We start from the raw sequence: 15,885 nt of genomic DNA, 5'->3' as shown, positions 1-15,885 counted from the left end.
CACCAGCATTCCGTAATGGAAGTCGCACTTCCATTGAGTGGAAGCCTACTTCGAGGTGGTTCAGTCTCTCAACCCGGCCGCGATGACCAAGAAGGAACCGTTATGCGAACATATCCCGACGTGACCAGGGGCCGGCGTCTCGTCGGTGCCGCGCTGGCGACGGTCGTCGTGGCCCTGGGCAGCCTCACGGCCTGCTCCGAGGCCGGCAGCGAGCAGGCGTCGATCACCTACGCCGGCTTCGGCGGCACCTACGAGGAGGCCGTCAGGGCGGCCCTCTTCGACCCGTACTCGACCGAAGCCGACGTCACGGTCCGCTACGACAGCAGCGGCTCCGACGTCGCCAAGCTGGTCCAGATGTCCCGGTCCGGCTCGATGACCCTCGACCTGATCGACGCCGAGGACTCCTCGCTCGCCCAGTTCATGGCCGCCGACATCCTCCAGCCGATCGACACCAAGAGCCTGACCGGCTTCGCCGACCCGAGCGCGGTCACCGAGTACTCGGTGCCGTGGTACACGTTCTCGCGGAACCTGTTCTGGAACAAGGACGAGGTGCCCGGCGGCCTCGACTCCTGGGCCGACCTGTTCGACACCCAGCGCATCCCCGGCAAGCGCGGGCTGGTGGCCCTGCCCTGGGGCATCCTCGAGGGCGCCCTGATCGCCGACGGCGTACCGGTCGACCAGCTCTACCCGCTCGACCTGAACCGCGCCTTCGCCAAACTCGAGACCATCCGCAAGGACACCGTCTTCTTCCCGTCCAACGGCGACCTCCAGAACGCCATCTCGCAGGGCGAGATCGTGCTCGGCTACGGCAACCTGGCCCGCATCAAGAGCATCGCCACCAGCGGCGCGGTGCCCCTGGAGTACACCTGGAAGGGCGCCGTCCTCTCCGTCCAGCAGCTCGTCGTCCCCAAGGGCGCACCGGACCAGGCGCACGCCGTCGAGGCGATCAGGTACTCGATGAAGCCCGAGGTCCAGAAGGCGATCATGGACAAGCTCGGCTACACCCCGTCGCAGCAGTCGGTGCTCGACGGCCTCGACGCCCAGACCCGCGCCGACCTGCCCGGCACCGCCGAGACCGCCAGCGCCGAGACCTTCCGGATCGACGTCGACTGGTGGGCCAAGAACGGGGCCGACGTGCTCAAGCGCTGGCAGGACTGGCAGAACGCGTGACCACCACCCCGACAGCCCCGGAGACCGACCGGGCGGAGCCGGCCTCCCGCACCACGGGGGGCCGGCGTCGCCCACGCGGCTGGGACCTCAGCGGGATTCCGGCGGCCGTGGTCGTGGCGGTGGTCTTCGTCCTGCCGGTGGCGATCCTCTGCCTGCGCAGCGTCACCGAACCGACCTTCGGCCTGGAGAACTTCACCCGACTGCTCGGGCACGCCGGCTACCGCGACAACATCGTCCGGACCATCCTCATCTCCGCCGCCGCGACCTTCCTGGCGCTGCTGTTCGGCTACCCGATCGCCTACCAGATGGTGCACGGCGGCAGGTGGCTGCGCACCTTTCTGACCGTGGCGATCATGGCCCCGTACCTCACCTCGATCCTGCTGCGGTCGTTCTCCTGGCTGGTGATCCTCGGCCGCCAGGGCCCGGTCAACAAACTGCTCGAACAGGTCGGGCTGGAGCCGGTCGGCATGGTCTTCACCCCGATCGCGGTCGTGGTCAGCCTCTCCCACTACCTGCTGCCGCTGATGATCCTGCCGCTGGCCGCCACCATGCGCTCGCTCGGCGACTCGCGGACCCGCGCCGCGACCAGCCTCGGTGCCGGCCCGGCCCAGGCGTTCGTCCGGGTCTACCTGCCGCTGACCAAACCCGGTATCCAGGCCGGCGCGGTCCTCTGCTTCGTCTACGGCATCGGCGCGTTCGTGATCCCCGCGCTGCTCGGCGGCTCCGAGGGCAGCATGCTCGGCTCGCTGATCCACAGCGCGATCAAGCAGAGCGGCGACTACGGCCTCGCCTCGGCCGCCGCGCTCGTGCTCGGCGCCCTGGTCCTGGCCATCGTCGTCGGCTTCCAACGGCTGACCGGCATGTCGACCACCGAACTCGCCGGGCGGTCCGGCACCGCGACCATCCGCGCCGCCCGCACCGGGCGCGGGGGGCGACGCCTGCTCAAGTTCGCCGGACGCGCGGCCGGCGGGCTCGACCGCCTCGGCCTCACCCGAAGCCGTCGCCTGCCGAAGATCCTGGCCGCCGTCCTCGGTGCCCTGGTGCTGGCCCCGCAGTTCATCGTCGTCCCCATCTCGTTCGCCGCCACCAAGGCGCTGGTCTTCCCGCCGGTCGGCTACTCCACCCAGTGGTACGCGGAGTTCTTCACCGCGAGCTGGCTGGACCCCCTCACGGTCAGCGTCCGGATCGCGTTCTTCGTGACCATCGTCGCCGGGGTGCTCGGCACGCTCGCCGCGATGGCCGTCGTCCGGGGCACGGTCCACCGGTGGGGGACCCTGACCTCGACGCTGATGATGCTGCCGCTGCTCTTCCCGACGGTGGTCGCCGCCGCCGGCTTCTACGTCGAGTTCGAGCGGATCGGACTCGTCGACACCGAACTGGGTATCGTCCTGGCCCACGTGACGCTGGCCCTGCCGTTCGTGTTCAGCGTGGTCAGCGCCGGGCTCCGCTCGCTCAGCCCGGTCTACGAGCGGGCCGCCGCCAGCCTGGGCGCGAGCCGGACCGTCCAGCTGCGCCGGATCGTGCTGCCGCTGATCGCCCCGTCCATCGCGACCGCCGGCCTCTTCGCGTTCCTCACCTCGTTCGACGAGTCGACGGTCGCGATCTTCCTCTCCGGTGTCGAGGTCAAGACCCTCCCCAAGCGGATCTTCGAAGCGCTCTCCCTGGAGACCAACCCGACCGTGGCGGTGATCTCCGTCTTCGTCATGGGCTGCGCCGCCGTCGTCTGGCTCGGCTATGCGCTGGTCCGCCGTCTCACCCAGACCCCGAGGAGCCACCGATGACCCTCCGCCAGGGCCGGATCGAGTTCGACACCGTCCGCAAGGAGTACGGTGACCACGTCGCCGTCGACGATCTCACCCTCACCATCGAGCCCGGTGAGTTCTTCACCGTGCTCGGACCGTCCGGGTCGGGGAAGACCACCACCCTGATGATGCTGGCCGGGTTCACCGACCCGACCTCGGGAACCATCCGCGTCGACGGCACCGACATCGCGCACGTACCGAGCGACAAGCGCAACATCGGCGTCGTCTTCCAGGACTACGCGCTCTTCCCGCACATGTCGGTCCGCGACAACCTCGCGTTCCCACTGGAGATGCGGCGGGAACCGAAGGACGTCATCGCCGAACGGGTGCAGCGGGCGCTCGACCTCGTCGACCTGGCCGCCGCCGCCGACCGGCTGCCCGACCAGCTCTCCGGAGGGCAGAAGCAGCGCATCGCGGTGGCCCGCGCCGTCGTCTTCGACCCGGCGTTCCTGCTCATGGACGAGCCGCTCGGCGCTCTCGACCGCAAGCTGCGGCAACGCCTCCAGGTCGAACTCCGCCAACTCCAGCAGGCGCTGAAGGTGACCATGGTCTACGTCACCCACGACCAGGAGGAGGCGATGTCGATGTCCGACCGGGTCGCCCTGATGAACCATGGCCGGATCGAGCAGATGGGCACGCCCCGGGAACTCTACGAGCACCCCCGGTCCGCGTTCGTCGCGGACTTCCTCGGCACCAACAACATGCTCACCGTCCGTCCCGAGGCGCCGGGACGGCTCAGCGTCACCATGGGCGGACTGCTCTCCCTCGACGACCGGCCGGTGCCCGCCGACGCGTCCGTGGCCGCCGTACGTCCGGAGCGGATCGCGTTGACCGACGTCGCCGCCGCCCCACCCGCCGGGTTCAGCCACTGCACCGGAAAGGTCACCCACCGGCTGTACCTCGGCTCGCACACGATGTACACCGTCCACTCTGAGACACTCGGCCCGGTGCGGGTGCAGATGCAGCACGATGACGGCGAGCATCCCTACCGCACCGGCGAGACGGTCGGCATGATCTGGCGGACACGCGACGTGAACGTCTTCGGCCCTCCGGCCGAACGATGAAGGAGGCCCCGGTGACCGAGCTGGAAAACGAGACCACGGAGCAGCGTGGCGTCAGGTCGGTGATCCGCGCCCTGAACCTGCTCTCCGCGACCGCGCGCGGCAGCCGGACCCTCACCGAACTCGCCGGCGCGGCCGGAGTCAGCCTGAGCACCGCCTCCCGGCTGCTGGCCACCCTGAGAATGGCGGACTTCCTGGACCAGGACGAGGACGGCCAGTTCGTCCCCGGACCCGAACTGACCGCCCTGCTGTACGCCAGCGACCAGTGGTCGGGTGTCCGCAAGCTCGCCCGGGAGGCCGCCACCGGCCTCCGCGACGAACTCGACGAGACGGTGGCGTTCTTCGTCCGTGCCGGCAACGACCGGGTCTGCATCGAGTCGGCGGAGTCCGCCCGGCTCGTCCGGCGGGTCTGCCACCCCGGCGAACGTGGCCCGGTGTACCTGGGCGCCGCCGGCAAGGCCCTGATCGCCTTCAACGACGCCGAGCACGGCTACCTCGGTTTGCCGCCTGGCACCGAACAGTTCACCACCGAGTCCGGGGCCGTGCGCACCCTGGCCGACCTGCGGGCCGAGTGCGCCCGCATCCGCGAGGAGGGCATGGGCTACAGCGGCCGCGAGTCGACCGAGGAGTCGTGGGCGGTGGCCGCCCCCGTCTTCCGGGGCGACCTCCTGCTCGGCGTCCTCGCCGTGGTCGTCCCGATGACCCGGTCCGACGAGCAGTACGTGGCGAAGGTGCAGGCGGCGCTGCGACGCGCGGCGGCCGCCGCCAGCCGCTGAGCCTCCCGGAGGCCGGCCGCCCCGGCCCCGGGGCGGCCGGCTCAGCGGTAGCCACGGCCACGGTCGGCGGTGGCGGCGGGCACGTCAGGACAGGATCTCGACGTACCCGTCGCCCCCGTGCACCCGGATCCGTTGCCCGTCCCGGATGAGCCGGGTGGCGTCCACGACGTTGACGACGGCCGGCAGGCCGTACTCCCGGGCGATCACCGCGCCGTGCGTCATCAGGCCGCCCACCTCCGTCACCAGGCCCGCGACGGCGACGAACAGGGGCGACCAGCTCGGATCGGTGTAGGTGGTGACCAGGATGTCGCCCGCCTCGATCTCGGCCTCCGCCAGGTCCCGTACCACGCGGGCCCGCCCCTCGACCGTGCCGGCGGAGACCGGGAGGCCCAGCAGCGCGCCGGCCGGCAGGTCGTCGCGCCGGTACGCCCCGGTGAGGGCCTCGCCGTCGGAGGTGAGCACCCGGGGCGGGGTGAGCGCGTGGTACGACCGGAACTCCGCCCTGCGCCGCTGGATGAGCCGCCGGTCCGCGCTGTTCGACAGCACCACCTCGTGCAGTTCCTGGAACGTCAGGTAGAAGGCGTCCTCCGTTCTGGCGACCACGCCGGCCCGGACCAGGCGTCCGGCCTCGCCCAGCAACGCCTGCTTGTAGAGGAAGTAGCGGCTGACGATGTCGTACTTCGGGTACTCCCGGTAGCCGATGAAGGTACGCAGCCGGTCGATCATCCGTTGCGTCTCGGCGGCCTTCCGTTCGCCGTCCGGCAGGGTCCGCAGGCGTGCGAGCACGTCCTGTTCCTTCCGCTGCGCCTCCTGCCGGCCCCGCGCGAACCGCCGCCCGGCCTCACCGGGCTCGAAGGCCCGGACGTTGTCCAGGATCAGGGGGACGAGGGTACGGGGGCGTTCCCGCCACCGCGGCCGGCTGATGTCGATCTCGCCGACGCAGCGCATGCCGTACCGGTCCAGGTACGCCTCGATGGCGTCGCGGGCCTCGGTCCCGCCGGGGAGCGTCGGCAGCCGGTCCAGGAAGCTGTCGTCCCGGACGTCCCGCAGGAACGCCACCACCTGCGGATACGGGCGGATCACGTCGGCGACGTCGAGCAGCTCCAGGCCCATCTCCGAGGTGATGTTGTGGGGGGCCGACAGGGTGAGCGTGTCGGCCGGGTTCTGCTCACCCAGCCATTCCCGCAGCCGGTCGTTGAGCCACCAGGTGGCATCCATCCCCGCCATGATCACCTGCATGTTGAGCGGATCGCCGAGGTGCCGACGGTGCTCCTCGAAGGTCTCCAGCAGGAACTCGAACAGGGCCGGTCCGGTCTTCGTCGCGAGGTCACGGCGCAGCGCGGCGATGGATGCCCGACTCCGTTCGACCAGCCCGGTGACGATGGCCGGATCGGTCTCGATCGACGTGGGTACCCCGTCGAACAGCGGCCCGGCGGGGCCCGCGTCCGGCAGCGACGGGACGAAGTCACCACGGTCGAGGACGGTCTCCAGCGCGTCCCGGACCAGTGGATCCGACTTTCCCGCAACGTTCAGCAGACCGGCTCGGCTGGCGGGCGCGGCCAGGTGCCGGGTGACGTCGACGAACAGCCGGCCACCGGCCTCGTACATCGGCACCATGGCGGTCAGCCGCCACATGGAGAGCCCGAGGGGTTTCATGGGGTCGGTCATCATCTGCTGGTGGCCGACCGAGACGTAGACGTGGTTCTCCGTGTCGCCGCGCTCGGGGACGGGGAACAGCGTGGTGACCGGCCGGCTCTGCACGATCCGGAAGTCCCCGTCGACCAGGCACCACTCGATGTCCTGCGGGCGGCCGAAGTGCGCCTCGATCCGTCGACCGAGCCGCACCAGCCGGACGACCTGCGCGTCCGTCAGCGCCGGTTGTTCCTGCCGCTGCGGGTCGACCGCCACCTCCCGGGTCCCACCGGCCGGCTGGGCCCGCACGGCACGCCGCTTGACGGCGACCGCCCTGGTGACGGTCCCGTCGTCGCGGACCGTGAAGACGTCCGGCGTCACCAGGCCGGAGACCAGGGCCTCACCGAGGCCGAAGCCGGCCTCCACGGTGGACACCGTCCGGTTGCCGGTGACCGGGTCGGCCGTGAACAGCACACCGGCCGCGTCGGCAACCACCATCCGCTGCACGACCACCGCCATCCGGACGGTCCGGTGGTCGATGCCGTTGCGCTGGCGGTAGGTCACGGCCCGCTCGGTGAACAGCGACGCCCAGCACCGGACGACGTGCCGGAGGACCGCCGCCGGGCCCACGACGTTCAGGTACGTGTCATGCTGGCCGGCGAACGAGGCGGTGGGCAGGTCCTCGGCCGTGGCGCTGGACCGGACGGCGTAGCCGGCCCGCTCACCGGACCGGGCGAGCATGCCGGTGACCGCCGCCGCGACCTCGTCCGGGACGCTGATCCCTTCGATGATCCGGCGGAGTTCCGCGCTGAGCGTGCGGACCGCCTCCGCGTCCCCGGTGTCCAGCCGCGACAGCCGGTCCAGCCGGTCGTCGATCGACGGCACCGCCGCCGTGGCTCGCCGGAAGGCGTCCGTCGTCACGCAGAAGCCGGTCGGCACGTCGATGCCGTCGATCCGGGACAGCCCGCCCAGCTGCGCGCCCTTGCCGCCGACGAGCGCGACCTGCGTCTCCCCGATCTCGGGAAGCTCCACCACGTACCGCCCGATCACCACGACACCCCCGGCGTCGCCGTGCCCACCCGCCCGGTCGTCCACGACCGCACCCCCGCCGCCCGCGGCTGCACCGCCGCTCCGTGCTCTCCGTACGTCGACACCGACACCCGCACGTCGTACCCCCGTTTCCCAGTTCGTGGCTCAGGGCGAGGATTCTGCGCCACCACCCGGGTCTTGCCACAAGCCCCCCGGTGCGCTATACGTTAAGAGTGGCAGGGAGATCTCCCTGCCTTTGGCGTTTCCGGCCCCTGTCGTTTCGTAAACCCGACCGTTCCTCACGAACGGAGCGGGGCGTGCGGTCAGCCGACCCGCCCGGTCGTACCGAGGTCGCCGGCGAGCGGTTCCGGGGCGCGCATCCGCCAGGCGTCGGTGACGAGTTCGTCGAGTCGGTCGACGTCCACCTGCTCGAGTCGCAGCATGACCAGGGGCAGTCCGTCGTAGCCGGGGGTGGTGAAGAAGACCTCGGGCTCGCCGAGGAGCAACGCCTGCTTCTCCGCCTCGTCGCCGACGTACAGCACCGCGATGTCGGTGCGGATCACGCGCGGCTTTCCGGGCCGACGCTCCGGGTAGGACCAGACGAACCCCTTGTCGGCCACCCGGAAGTCGAAACCGTCGCTGTCGATCTCCGTGACGTGTGGCAGGGCCAGGGCCAGTCGACGTACGTCGTCGGCGTCAGCCATCGGAACCTCTCAGGGGCGTCGCCTGCGGCATGCCGACAGGCTAACCGCCGGGTCCGACACCGGATCCGCCGGCCGCACAGAGCGCCCCGGACGCCGCGCACCGGTCCGTCTCGCGGCTCCGCCGGGACGCGATCGGTCCGTCTCGCGGCTCCGCCGGGCAACGCGATCGACCGGCGACCGAACAGCGGTCAGCGGTGCAGGTAGGCCGCCAGGCCACCGAGCTCCTCGTTGGCGATGAACACCGACCGGACGTTGAGGATGGCCTCCTCGACGTGGCTGGGGCACCCCCACGCCGAGTCGCCCCACGAATCGGCGATCTTGATCTCGGCCGGCTCGGTGCACCCGGGGGAGCCCCCGAGCTGACACTGCCCGGGGCGGGGGGTGGCGGCCTGCGCGGCGGCGGCGGCGCGCATCCGGGCGGTGAGTTCCGCGGCGGCGGCGGCCCGCTGCTCGGCCTCGGCACGCAGTCCCCGCTCCGCACGTACCGCCCTGGACAGCTCGTCGTGGGCTGCTCTGGCGCGCGCGTCGGCGGCGGCCTTCGCCTGTTCGATCCGGTGCCGTTCGATGGCCAGGGCGGCGGTGCCGGTGAAGATCCGGGCGAGGGCGAGGTCGGTGTCCTGCGGGACGCGCGGGGTGCGGTGGTACATGGCGAAGGTGCCCAGCAGGCTGCCGTCGCGGGCCAGGATCGGCGTGGACCAGCAGGCGGCCACCCCGGCCCGCCCGGCGAGTTCCCGGAAGTCGTCCCAGAACGGGTCGGTGGCGATGTCGGTGACGATGACCGCCTCCCGCCGGTGCGCGGCGGTGCCGCACGAGCCGACGCCCTCACCGGTGGCGATCCCGTCGATGGCCTGGTTGTAGAAGTCGGGCAGGCTCGGCGCGGCACCGTGGCGCAGGTGCCGGCCGTCGGGATCGGCGAGCAGCACGGAGACGAACACCTCCCGCGGTGCGAGATCCTCGATGGAGCGGGCCATCCCTTCGAGCACCTCGGACAGGGGCGCCTGACGGGCGATCTGCTCCACCAGGGCGCGGTGTTCGGCCATCAGCCGCTGGGCCTGCTTGACCTGGGTGGTCTCCACCCCGATCACCCGGATCCCGGTCACCTTGCCGGCGGGGTCCCGGCGCGGCTCGTAGGTGAAGTCGAAGAACGCCTCCCGTACCTGCGGTCCGGTGCCCAGCACGACCCGGGCGTCCCGGCCGGTGTACGGCTCACCCGTGCGGTAGACCCCGTCCAGCAGGGCGATGAAGCCCTGGTCGGCCAGTTCGGGCAGCAACTCGGCGATGGCGACTCCGGTACGCGCCCGTTCCTCACCGATGGTGGCGAAGAACGCCGGGTTCGCCGCCTCGACCACGTGCGTCGGCCCGGCGAGCGCCGCGAACACGGCGATGGACTGCCCGAACAGGGCGCGCAGGTCCTCGTCCGCCGCCTGCCCGACGACAGCCGGACTCGCAGCGGTGGATCGTTGGTCTGGTACCGCCGTCATTGGGTGCCCCCTCGTCACCGGTGGATGCGTCGGCTCACTGGAGTTGGTCACCGGTGACGGTCGCCAGAGTACGGGCAACGCCGGGTGGCCACCGCGCAGCGTGTCGCCCGGCCAGCAATCCATCCTCCTAGGACGCCTTAGGGGATGTGCGCCGAGCCGGGCGCACGCAGTCCGGCCCTCGGCACCGGCACCGACGACAGACCGCTTGCGCTGACGCCGGGCGGGTGGCACTGACGAGGGGCGCCGTCGTCCAGCCGCCACGTCGCCGCCCGGTACGCGGAACGCCGCGTCGCCTAGCCCCTGGCCAGCTCCAGCAGTTGGTCGAAGGTCCGCACGAGGACGGTCCGCCGCTGCTCCCGGTACTCCGGGCTGGGCTCCAGGCCGTCGATCGTCCCGTCCCAGACCGCCAGGTACCTGCTCTTCCAGTCGGCGATCGTCTCCGGGGCGGGCAGGCTGGCGCCCACGTACTTCTGCCGGGCCAGCAGGTGCAGCAGCTCCAGGTTGCAGGGCACCACCACACCCCAGTACTCGTCGGGCTCGATGCCGACCGGGTCGCCGGACATCGCCTCGGCTACCTCGGAGATCAACCGACCGGTCAGCGCCGACAGGTGGTCGGCTGCCGTGTCGTCGTCGAAGTTGCCGCTGCCCCAGGTGCCCATCGGTCCTCGTTTCACCGCGTCCGTCGTCCGGTGCGGATTGAACCAGGCACCACCGACACCGCCAGGGCGACCGGGCATCAGGTGACGACGCAGCGCCTAGAGGAACAGGCAGAACGGATGGCCGGCCGGGTCGAGGTGGACCCGGACGTCGTCCTGGGGCTGGAAGTCCGCCAGCGTGGCGCCCACCGCGACCGCGTGTGCCGAGGCCGCATCGAGGTCGTCCACCTGGATGTCGAGGTGGGTCATCATCCGCTGGTCCCCGGGGCCCGCCGGCCAGACCGGTGGTACGTGGTCCGGTTCGGTCTGGAAGGCCAGGCCGGCACCACCGCCCGGGGCCCGCAGGGTGACCCAGTCCGGCTCGTCGTCCTCCCGGAACCAGCCGAGCAGGCGTTCGTAGAAGCTGGCGAGTTCCCGGGCGTCGGGCGAGTCCAGCACGGTGGCGGCCAGGGTCAGGCGGGGGCGTTGTCCGGTCATGCCGCTGTCCATACCCGGTGAGGCGCAGCCGTGCACCGGGGATATCTCCCGGAAGGCCGCCGACCGTGGCCCGGTGGTCGGAATGGGCCGGGTCGCCAGGTCGGGCAGCGCCCCGGTCCGCCGTCCGAGAGATGAGACGTGTTGGTGAACGTCGATATCTTGCGGCACTGTGGACACATGGTAGGCGTCCCCTCGTCCTCGGTGCTCCGCCGCCTGCGGCCCGGCGTGCCGGCTCTCGTCGTCCTGTCCGTCGCGCTGCTCGGTGCCGGTCTGATCGCCGTACCCGCGGCCGATGCCGGCACCGCGACGCCCGCCGGGCCGGCGGCCCTCGCGTACCCGGGGGTCGCCCCGGCGCCGGGCAGTTCCCCGGGGACGGCCGGAACCGAGCCGCCGCCGACGCCGACCACGACGCCCAGCACGCCGGGTACCTCGCCGTTCCCGCCGAGCGTGCCCACGAACGTGACCGCCACCCAGGTCCGGACCGGGGCGGTCACCCTCACCTGGACGGCCCCCACGCCCGGCTGCTGCCCGGTCGCCGGGTACGACATCATGTACTACCAGGAGTTCAGCGACGTCATCTTCAGCGCCAGCGTCGGGCCTGTCACCACCACCACGATCACCAACTACGTCACGGCGGGTCAGCAGTACACCTTCCGGGTCTCCGCCCGCGACGGCCTCGGTCACCGCTCCCACTACTCGAACCCGCTGACCGTGGTCACCCCGGTGACGGACACCGGCCCGGACACCATCCCGCCGGTCGCCCCGCAGAACCTGACCATCGGCGACGTGACCGACTCGACCGCCGTACTCTCCTGGTCGCCGTCGACGGACAACGTCGGCGTGGTCGGGTACGACGTCTACCGGTTCGACGGCTGGTACACCTCGAGGCTGGTCGCCACCGTGCCGGCGACCACGTACACGGTGCCGCTGGTGCCGCTGCCGCCGACGCAGCGTCTCCTGTACTACGTGCGGGCCCGGGACGCGGTGGGCAACGTGTCGATCGCGTCGAACACGGTCACCGCGCCCGCCGGGCCCACGCCCACGCCGACGCCCCCGCCGCCGGCCACCTGCCGGGTGACCTACCAGCTGCAGTCCGAGTGGCCGGGTGGGTTCGTCGCCGCCGTGACGGTCCGGAACACGGGGACGACGCCGGTCGACGGTTGGACCGTGTCGTTCAGTTTCCCGGGCGACCAGCAGGTCACCTCCGCCTGGAACGGCACGGTCAGCCAGAGCGGTACCACCGTGACGGCCCGCAACGTCGACTGGAACCGGGTGCTCGGGGCGGACGGCTCCGCGACCTTCGGTATCCAGGGACGGTGGAGCGCCAGCAACGCGTCGCCGACCAGCTTCATGTTGAACGGTGCCGCCTGCGCCGTGGGCTGAGAGCGGACCGGGCGGACGCCGGCCACCTCGGGCGCGCGGCGCATCGGAGCGCGTTCGAGGTGGCGTGCCGGTCGGGCCGGGGTCGGCTCCGGCGCGCGTGCGGCTGGGCCGCCGACAGCCCGGACACCTGGTCGCGGCCTTCCCGGGCGTTCCCGGAAGCAGGGCTCCGAATGTTTCGGTAACTGTGGCGTCGCCGGTGATGGCGATGGCGCGGCGGTCTCCTGTCCGTGACCGCCGGGCGGGAGGTGCTGCTCCGCTACCTGCGGTAAGGGTGCGACCGCCGGTTCCGTGACCGCTGCGAGGTTTCCGAAATGTTTCCGGAATTCGTTGACACTGTGCTGAGCAGGTATCGATACTGGCCTCGCGAAAGGCATAAATGAGTTTCGATCATTTGTGATCACGCATCGAGGAGAGCGCCCGTGAACAGCAGCCCGAGACAACGCAGGAAGATCATCGGTACAGCCCTGCCCGCGGCGGTGTTGATGCTGGTGAGCAGCGCGGTGGCGGTCCAGTCCGTCGGTCCGGCCGCCGCGGCCGAGACCACCCTGCGGGCCGCCGCCGCCAAGGCCGGGCTGTTCTTCGGGGTGGCCGCCTCACCCAACCGGCTCTACCCGATCGTCGGTCAGGAGTTCGGCCAACTGACCCCTGAGAACGACATGAAGCCGGACCGGATCGCCACGTCGAGCGGCGGGCTGCAGAACACCGGCGGCGCGGACACCCTGGTCAACCACGCCCAGAGCAACAACATGCTGGTCCGGGGGCACACGTTGGTGTGGCACTCGCAGGCCGGCGCGTTGCAGGGCGCCAGCCAGGCGACCTTGAACACCTTCATCGGCAACGCCATCAACCGGTGGGGCAGCCGGATCGCCTACTGGGACGTCGTCAACGAGGCGCTGGAGGACAACAACACCGGCCGACGCCGGAACCAGTGGCCGCACACGATGAACCGGGACGCGAACGGCGACGGTGACTTCTTCGACGCCGGGGACACCGACGTCATCCGGGACTCGTTCATCCGGGCCAAGCAGGTCGTGCAGGCCGGCGGGTACACCACGAAGCTCTGCATCAACGACTACGACGTCGAGGGTCTGACGGTCCAGGGCGGCACGCCGAACCGCAAGGCCAACGCGTTGTACGACATCGTCCGCAACTACCGGCAGTACATCGACTGCGTCGGGTTCCAGGCGCACTTCAACGACAACCCGAACAGCATCATCACCGACGATTTGCAGGCCAACATCCAGCGCTTCGCGGACCTCGGGGTAGAGGTGCACCTCTCCGAGGTGGACATCGACGACGACCTGAGCAACAACGACATCGGCGCGGGCCAGGCGGAGAACTACCGTAAGGTCGTCCGGGCCTGCCTGAACGTCGCGAAGTGCACCGGCATCACCGTCTGGGGCATCTCCGACAGCGAGTCGTGGCGCTCCTCCGAGCGGGGCCTGCTGTTCACCGGCGGCAACGGAAGCTATCAGAAGAAGGCCGCCTACCACGCGGTCCTCGACGAGCTGAACAAGGGCCGTGGCTCCGTCACGCCGACCACCCCGCCGGTCACCACCGCCCCACCGACCACCCCGCCGGTCGACCCGACCACGCCGCCGCCGACGACCGCCCCGCCCACCACGCCGCCGACCACCGGCTGCTCGGCCACGGTCTCGCTGAACTCGTGGACCGGTGGTTTCGTCGCCACCGTACGGGTCACCGCCGGGACCGCACCGATCAGTGGGTGGACCGTCCGGCTCACCCTGCCGTCCGGGACCACGGTGACCAACACCTGGAGCGCCAACGCCAGCGGCACCAGCGGCACCGTGCAGTTCAGCAACGTCAACTACAACGGCGCGGTGAGCGCCGGCCAGTCCACCGAGTTCGGTTTCCAGGGCACCGGGACCGCCACCGGCCTGACCCCGGTGTGTACCGCCTCCTGAGCGACACCGGTCCTGGACGGGCGCAGGTCGCCCGTCCAGGACCGCCGGGGCGGCGCCGACGCCCCCTGGTGTCGGCTATCGGCTCCCCTCGTGGTGGGCGGCGGCCCCGAGGCGCGGGTCGACCGGGTGGAAGGCCGACCACCGGCTGCGCCGCCAGGCGGGCCACGGCGAGCAGGTCCCCTCGCCCCGAAGGCGTCCCCGCTGTCAGGTGGCGTGGGTAGGCTGACGACGGTCGGAGGGGGTGTGTCGCCGTGATCCCGACGCTGATCCTGTTCGGTCTTCTGCTCGGCCGCTGGTGGCGGACGGCGCTCGTCGCCGCCGCCGTGGGCTGGCCACTCCTGCTTCTCGCCGTCGGCGACGCGACGAGTTCCGGGCCGGCGCTGCTCGCCGGGTCCGGGCTCGCCGTGGTCAACACCGCCGTCGGCGTGCTGGTCCACCAGGGCGTCCGGCGGATGATCCGGGCGAGCCGGTCCTGAGTGGTGTCACGCGGTGCTGTGCTCGGCGAGCTGCTTGAGGTTCAGCAACTGCCGGCGGGCCATCACCAGGTCCCCGACGCAGGCCCCGAACGCGACCGCCCGGTTCGCCCGCATGACGACCTTGAGCAGCAGGCGGGTGGTGTCGTCCGCCACGGGGACGAGGACGTAGGACATGACGGCGCCCATGATCCCGCCGGTCAGCTGCTGCCCCGGGTCGACGGAGAGGATCCGGCCCTGTGGGCGTCCGCCGACGGCGGTGAAGGGCTCTCCCACCGTCGGCTCGGGCAGGCCGGCCAGTCGTCGGGGTGACCGGCGGCCGAGGTTGTCGATCCAGTCGTACGAGTACGGCGCGAGCCGCACCTGGGCGACCCACGGCCACACCGCCGCCGTGGGCGCGTCGACGCGTACCCCGCGCCACGCCCGCAGGGTGGGCGCGGCGACGAAGTCGTCACACGGGTAGGAACGTCTGTGTCCTCGTCGGTGACGCCCCACCGGTCACCGAGCATCCGCCGGCCTCCCCGCCCGGCCCAGCACCAGCGTGGTGCGCAGATCCAGGACGACGGTGCCGCCGAAGTCGTCGACGACCCGGCCGAGGGAGGCGATCGCGCGCTGCTGCTGGGCCGGCGGCCGGGCGAGGTACGGCCCGAACGTGCGGATCAGCCCGAGGTACCGCTCCTTGTCCAACCGCAGCTGGCGTGCGAAGACCTGCCGGCGTACGTCGTCGAACTGCCCCCGGTCGACGATGTCCTGGTAGAACCAGTCCGTGGGGCGTTCCTGCGCGGTCGGGTCGACGGCGTGCAGCGCGGACCGGACCGCCGCCCGTTGGGCGGCGTCGGCGTAGTCGTAGCGATGTCCGAAGACCGCCATTGTCCCGCCGGGTGCGAGCGCGCTGCGGGCCCGCGTGTTGCGGGTGGCCGGGTCCAGCCAGTGCCAGGCCATGGCGCAGGCCAGGACGTCCGCCCCGCCGGCCGGCGGTGACCACCGCTCGAACGTGGTGGCGTGCACGCGGGCGTCCGGGAATCGCCGGGTGAGTGCCGCCGCCATCCGGGGATCGGGCTCGATGCAGGTCAGGGGCGCGCCGAGGCGGGCGAGGACGTCGGTGCCCTTGCCCGTGCCGGCGCCGACCTCGACCACGGACGTCGGTGTACCTCCGTGGTAGGCGAGGACCGCGTCGGTGATCTCCGGCGGGTATCCCGGCCGGACGCTGTCGTACAGGTCGGCTACCGGCCCGAAGACATCCATCGGCTCACGTCCACATCCTCACGGTCAGACGGCGAGCATGCCACGGGCAGGATACCGCTCGCGGAGTGTGG

Annotated in this window: 14 protein-coding genes; 7 read left to right on the top strand and 7 right to left on the bottom strand. The window is 71.4% G+C overall.

Annotated features, from left to right (window positions below; genetic code table 11):
• Window positions 1-102 precede the first annotated feature (102 nt).
• Genes PVK37_RS25835 through PVK37_RS25820 form a run of 4 tightly spaced genes read left to right on the top strand, consistent with a single transcriptional unit; the run spans window position 103 to window position 4,809 of the window.
• Complete coding sequence (locus PVK37_RS25835) at window positions 103-1,170, top strand: extracellular solute-binding protein (RefSeq protein ID WP_275030412.1); 1,068 nt, start codon at window positions 103-105, stop codon at window positions 1,168-1,170.
• Window positions 1,167-2,951: an ABC transporter permease subunit gene (locus tag PVK37_RS25830; protein WP_275030411.1), complete on the top strand. Its 1,785-nt coding sequence runs from the start codon at window positions 1,167-1,169 to the stop codon at window positions 2,949-2,951. The genes PVK37_RS25835 and PVK37_RS25830 overlap by 4 nt, the downstream gene beginning before the upstream one ends.
• Window positions 2,948-4,036, top strand: a complete 1,089-nt coding sequence (locus tag PVK37_RS25825; RefSeq protein ID WP_275030410.1) for an ABC transporter ATP-binding protein — start codon at window positions 2,948-2,950, stop codon at window positions 4,034-4,036. The genes PVK37_RS25830 and PVK37_RS25825 overlap by 4 nt, the downstream gene beginning before the upstream one ends.
• Window positions 4,037-4,047: 11 nt before the next feature.
• Window positions 4,048-4,809, top strand: a complete 762-nt coding sequence (locus PVK37_RS25820) for an IclR family transcriptional regulator (protein ID WP_275030409.1) — start codon at window positions 4,048-4,050, stop codon at window positions 4,807-4,809.
• Between the two features lie 84 nt (window positions 4,810-4,893).
• Here the strand turns inward: PVK37_RS25820 and rph are convergent, their stop codons facing one another.
• The 5 genes from rph to PVK37_RS25795 all read right to left on the bottom strand — a co-directional run bounded on the left by rph (window position 4,894) and on the right by PVK37_RS25795 (window position 10,788).
• Window positions 4,894-7,491, bottom strand: a complete 2,598-nt coding sequence (gene rph, locus PVK37_RS25815; RefSeq protein WP_275035230.1) for a rifamycin-inactivating phosphotransferase — start codon at window positions 7,489-7,491, stop codon at window positions 4,894-4,896.
• A 302-nt stretch (window positions 7,492-7,793) separates the two neighbouring features.
• Window positions 7,794-8,174: an MmcQ/YjbR family DNA-binding protein gene (locus tag PVK37_RS25810; protein ID WP_275030408.1), complete on the bottom strand. Its 381-nt coding sequence runs from the start codon at window positions 8,172-8,174 to the stop codon at window positions 7,794-7,796.
• A 188-nt stretch (window positions 8,175-8,362) separates the two neighbouring features.
• Window positions 8,363-9,655: a GAF domain-containing protein gene (locus tag PVK37_RS25805; protein ID WP_275030407.1), complete on the bottom strand. Its 1,293-nt coding sequence runs from the start codon at window positions 9,653-9,655 to the stop codon at window positions 8,363-8,365.
• A gap of 293 nt (window positions 9,656-9,948) precedes the next feature.
• Complete coding sequence (locus tag PVK37_RS25800) at window positions 9,949-10,314, bottom strand: DUF4259 domain-containing protein (RefSeq protein ID WP_275030406.1); 366 nt, start codon at window positions 10,312-10,314, stop codon at window positions 9,949-9,951.
• Between the two features lie 96 nt (window positions 10,315-10,410).
• Window positions 10,411-10,788: a VOC family protein gene (locus PVK37_RS25795; RefSeq protein WP_275030405.1), complete on the bottom strand. Its 378-nt coding sequence runs from the start codon at window positions 10,786-10,788 to the stop codon at window positions 10,411-10,413.
• A 177-nt stretch (window positions 10,789-10,965) separates the two neighbouring features.
• Here PVK37_RS25795 and PVK37_RS25790 point away from each other — a divergent pair, with 177 nt between their 5' ends.
• The 3 genes from PVK37_RS25790 to PVK37_RS25780 all read left to right on the top strand — a co-directional run bounded on the left by PVK37_RS25790 (window position 10,966) and on the right by PVK37_RS25780 (window position 14,572).
• Window positions 10,966-12,171 carry a cellulose binding domain-containing protein gene (locus tag PVK37_RS25790; protein WP_275030404.1) on the top strand — a complete coding sequence of 402 codons (1,206 nt, stop codon included), beginning with the start codon at window positions 10,966-10,968 and terminating at the stop codon, window positions 12,169-12,171.
• A 419-nt stretch (window positions 12,172-12,590) separates the two neighbouring features.
• Window positions 12,591-14,096, top strand: coding sequence for an endo-1,4-beta-xylanase (locus PVK37_RS25785; protein WP_275030403.1), 1,506 nt, complete (start codon window positions 12,591-12,593; stop codon window positions 14,094-14,096).
• A 251-nt stretch (window positions 14,097-14,347) separates the two neighbouring features.
• On the top strand, window positions 14,348-14,572 hold the full coding sequence (locus tag PVK37_RS25780) for a hypothetical protein (protein WP_275030402.1): 225 nt from the start codon (window positions 14,348-14,350) through the stop codon (window positions 14,570-14,572).
• Between the two features lie 6 nt (window positions 14,573-14,578).
• Here PVK37_RS25780 and PVK37_RS25775 read toward each other — a convergent pair whose 3' ends face one another.
• Window positions 14,579-15,064: a polyketide cyclase gene (locus PVK37_RS25775; protein WP_275030401.1), complete on the bottom strand. Its 486-nt coding sequence runs from the start codon at window positions 15,062-15,064 to the stop codon at window positions 14,579-14,581.
• A 3-nt stretch (window positions 15,065-15,067) separates the two neighbouring features.
• Window positions 15,068-15,814, bottom strand: coding sequence for a class I SAM-dependent methyltransferase (locus tag PVK37_RS25770; protein WP_275030400.1), 747 nt, complete (start codon window positions 15,812-15,814; stop codon window positions 15,068-15,070).
• Window positions 15,815-15,885: the final 71 nt, after the last annotated feature.

The organism is Micromonospora cathayae (assembly GCF_028993575.1).
Taxonomy (GTDB): Bacteria; Actinomycetota; Actinomycetes; order Mycobacteriales; family Micromonosporaceae; genus Micromonospora; species Micromonospora cathayae.
The sequence above is the reverse complement of the archived record's forward strand: the minus strand, read 5'-3'. Positions and strand labels throughout refer to the sequence as shown.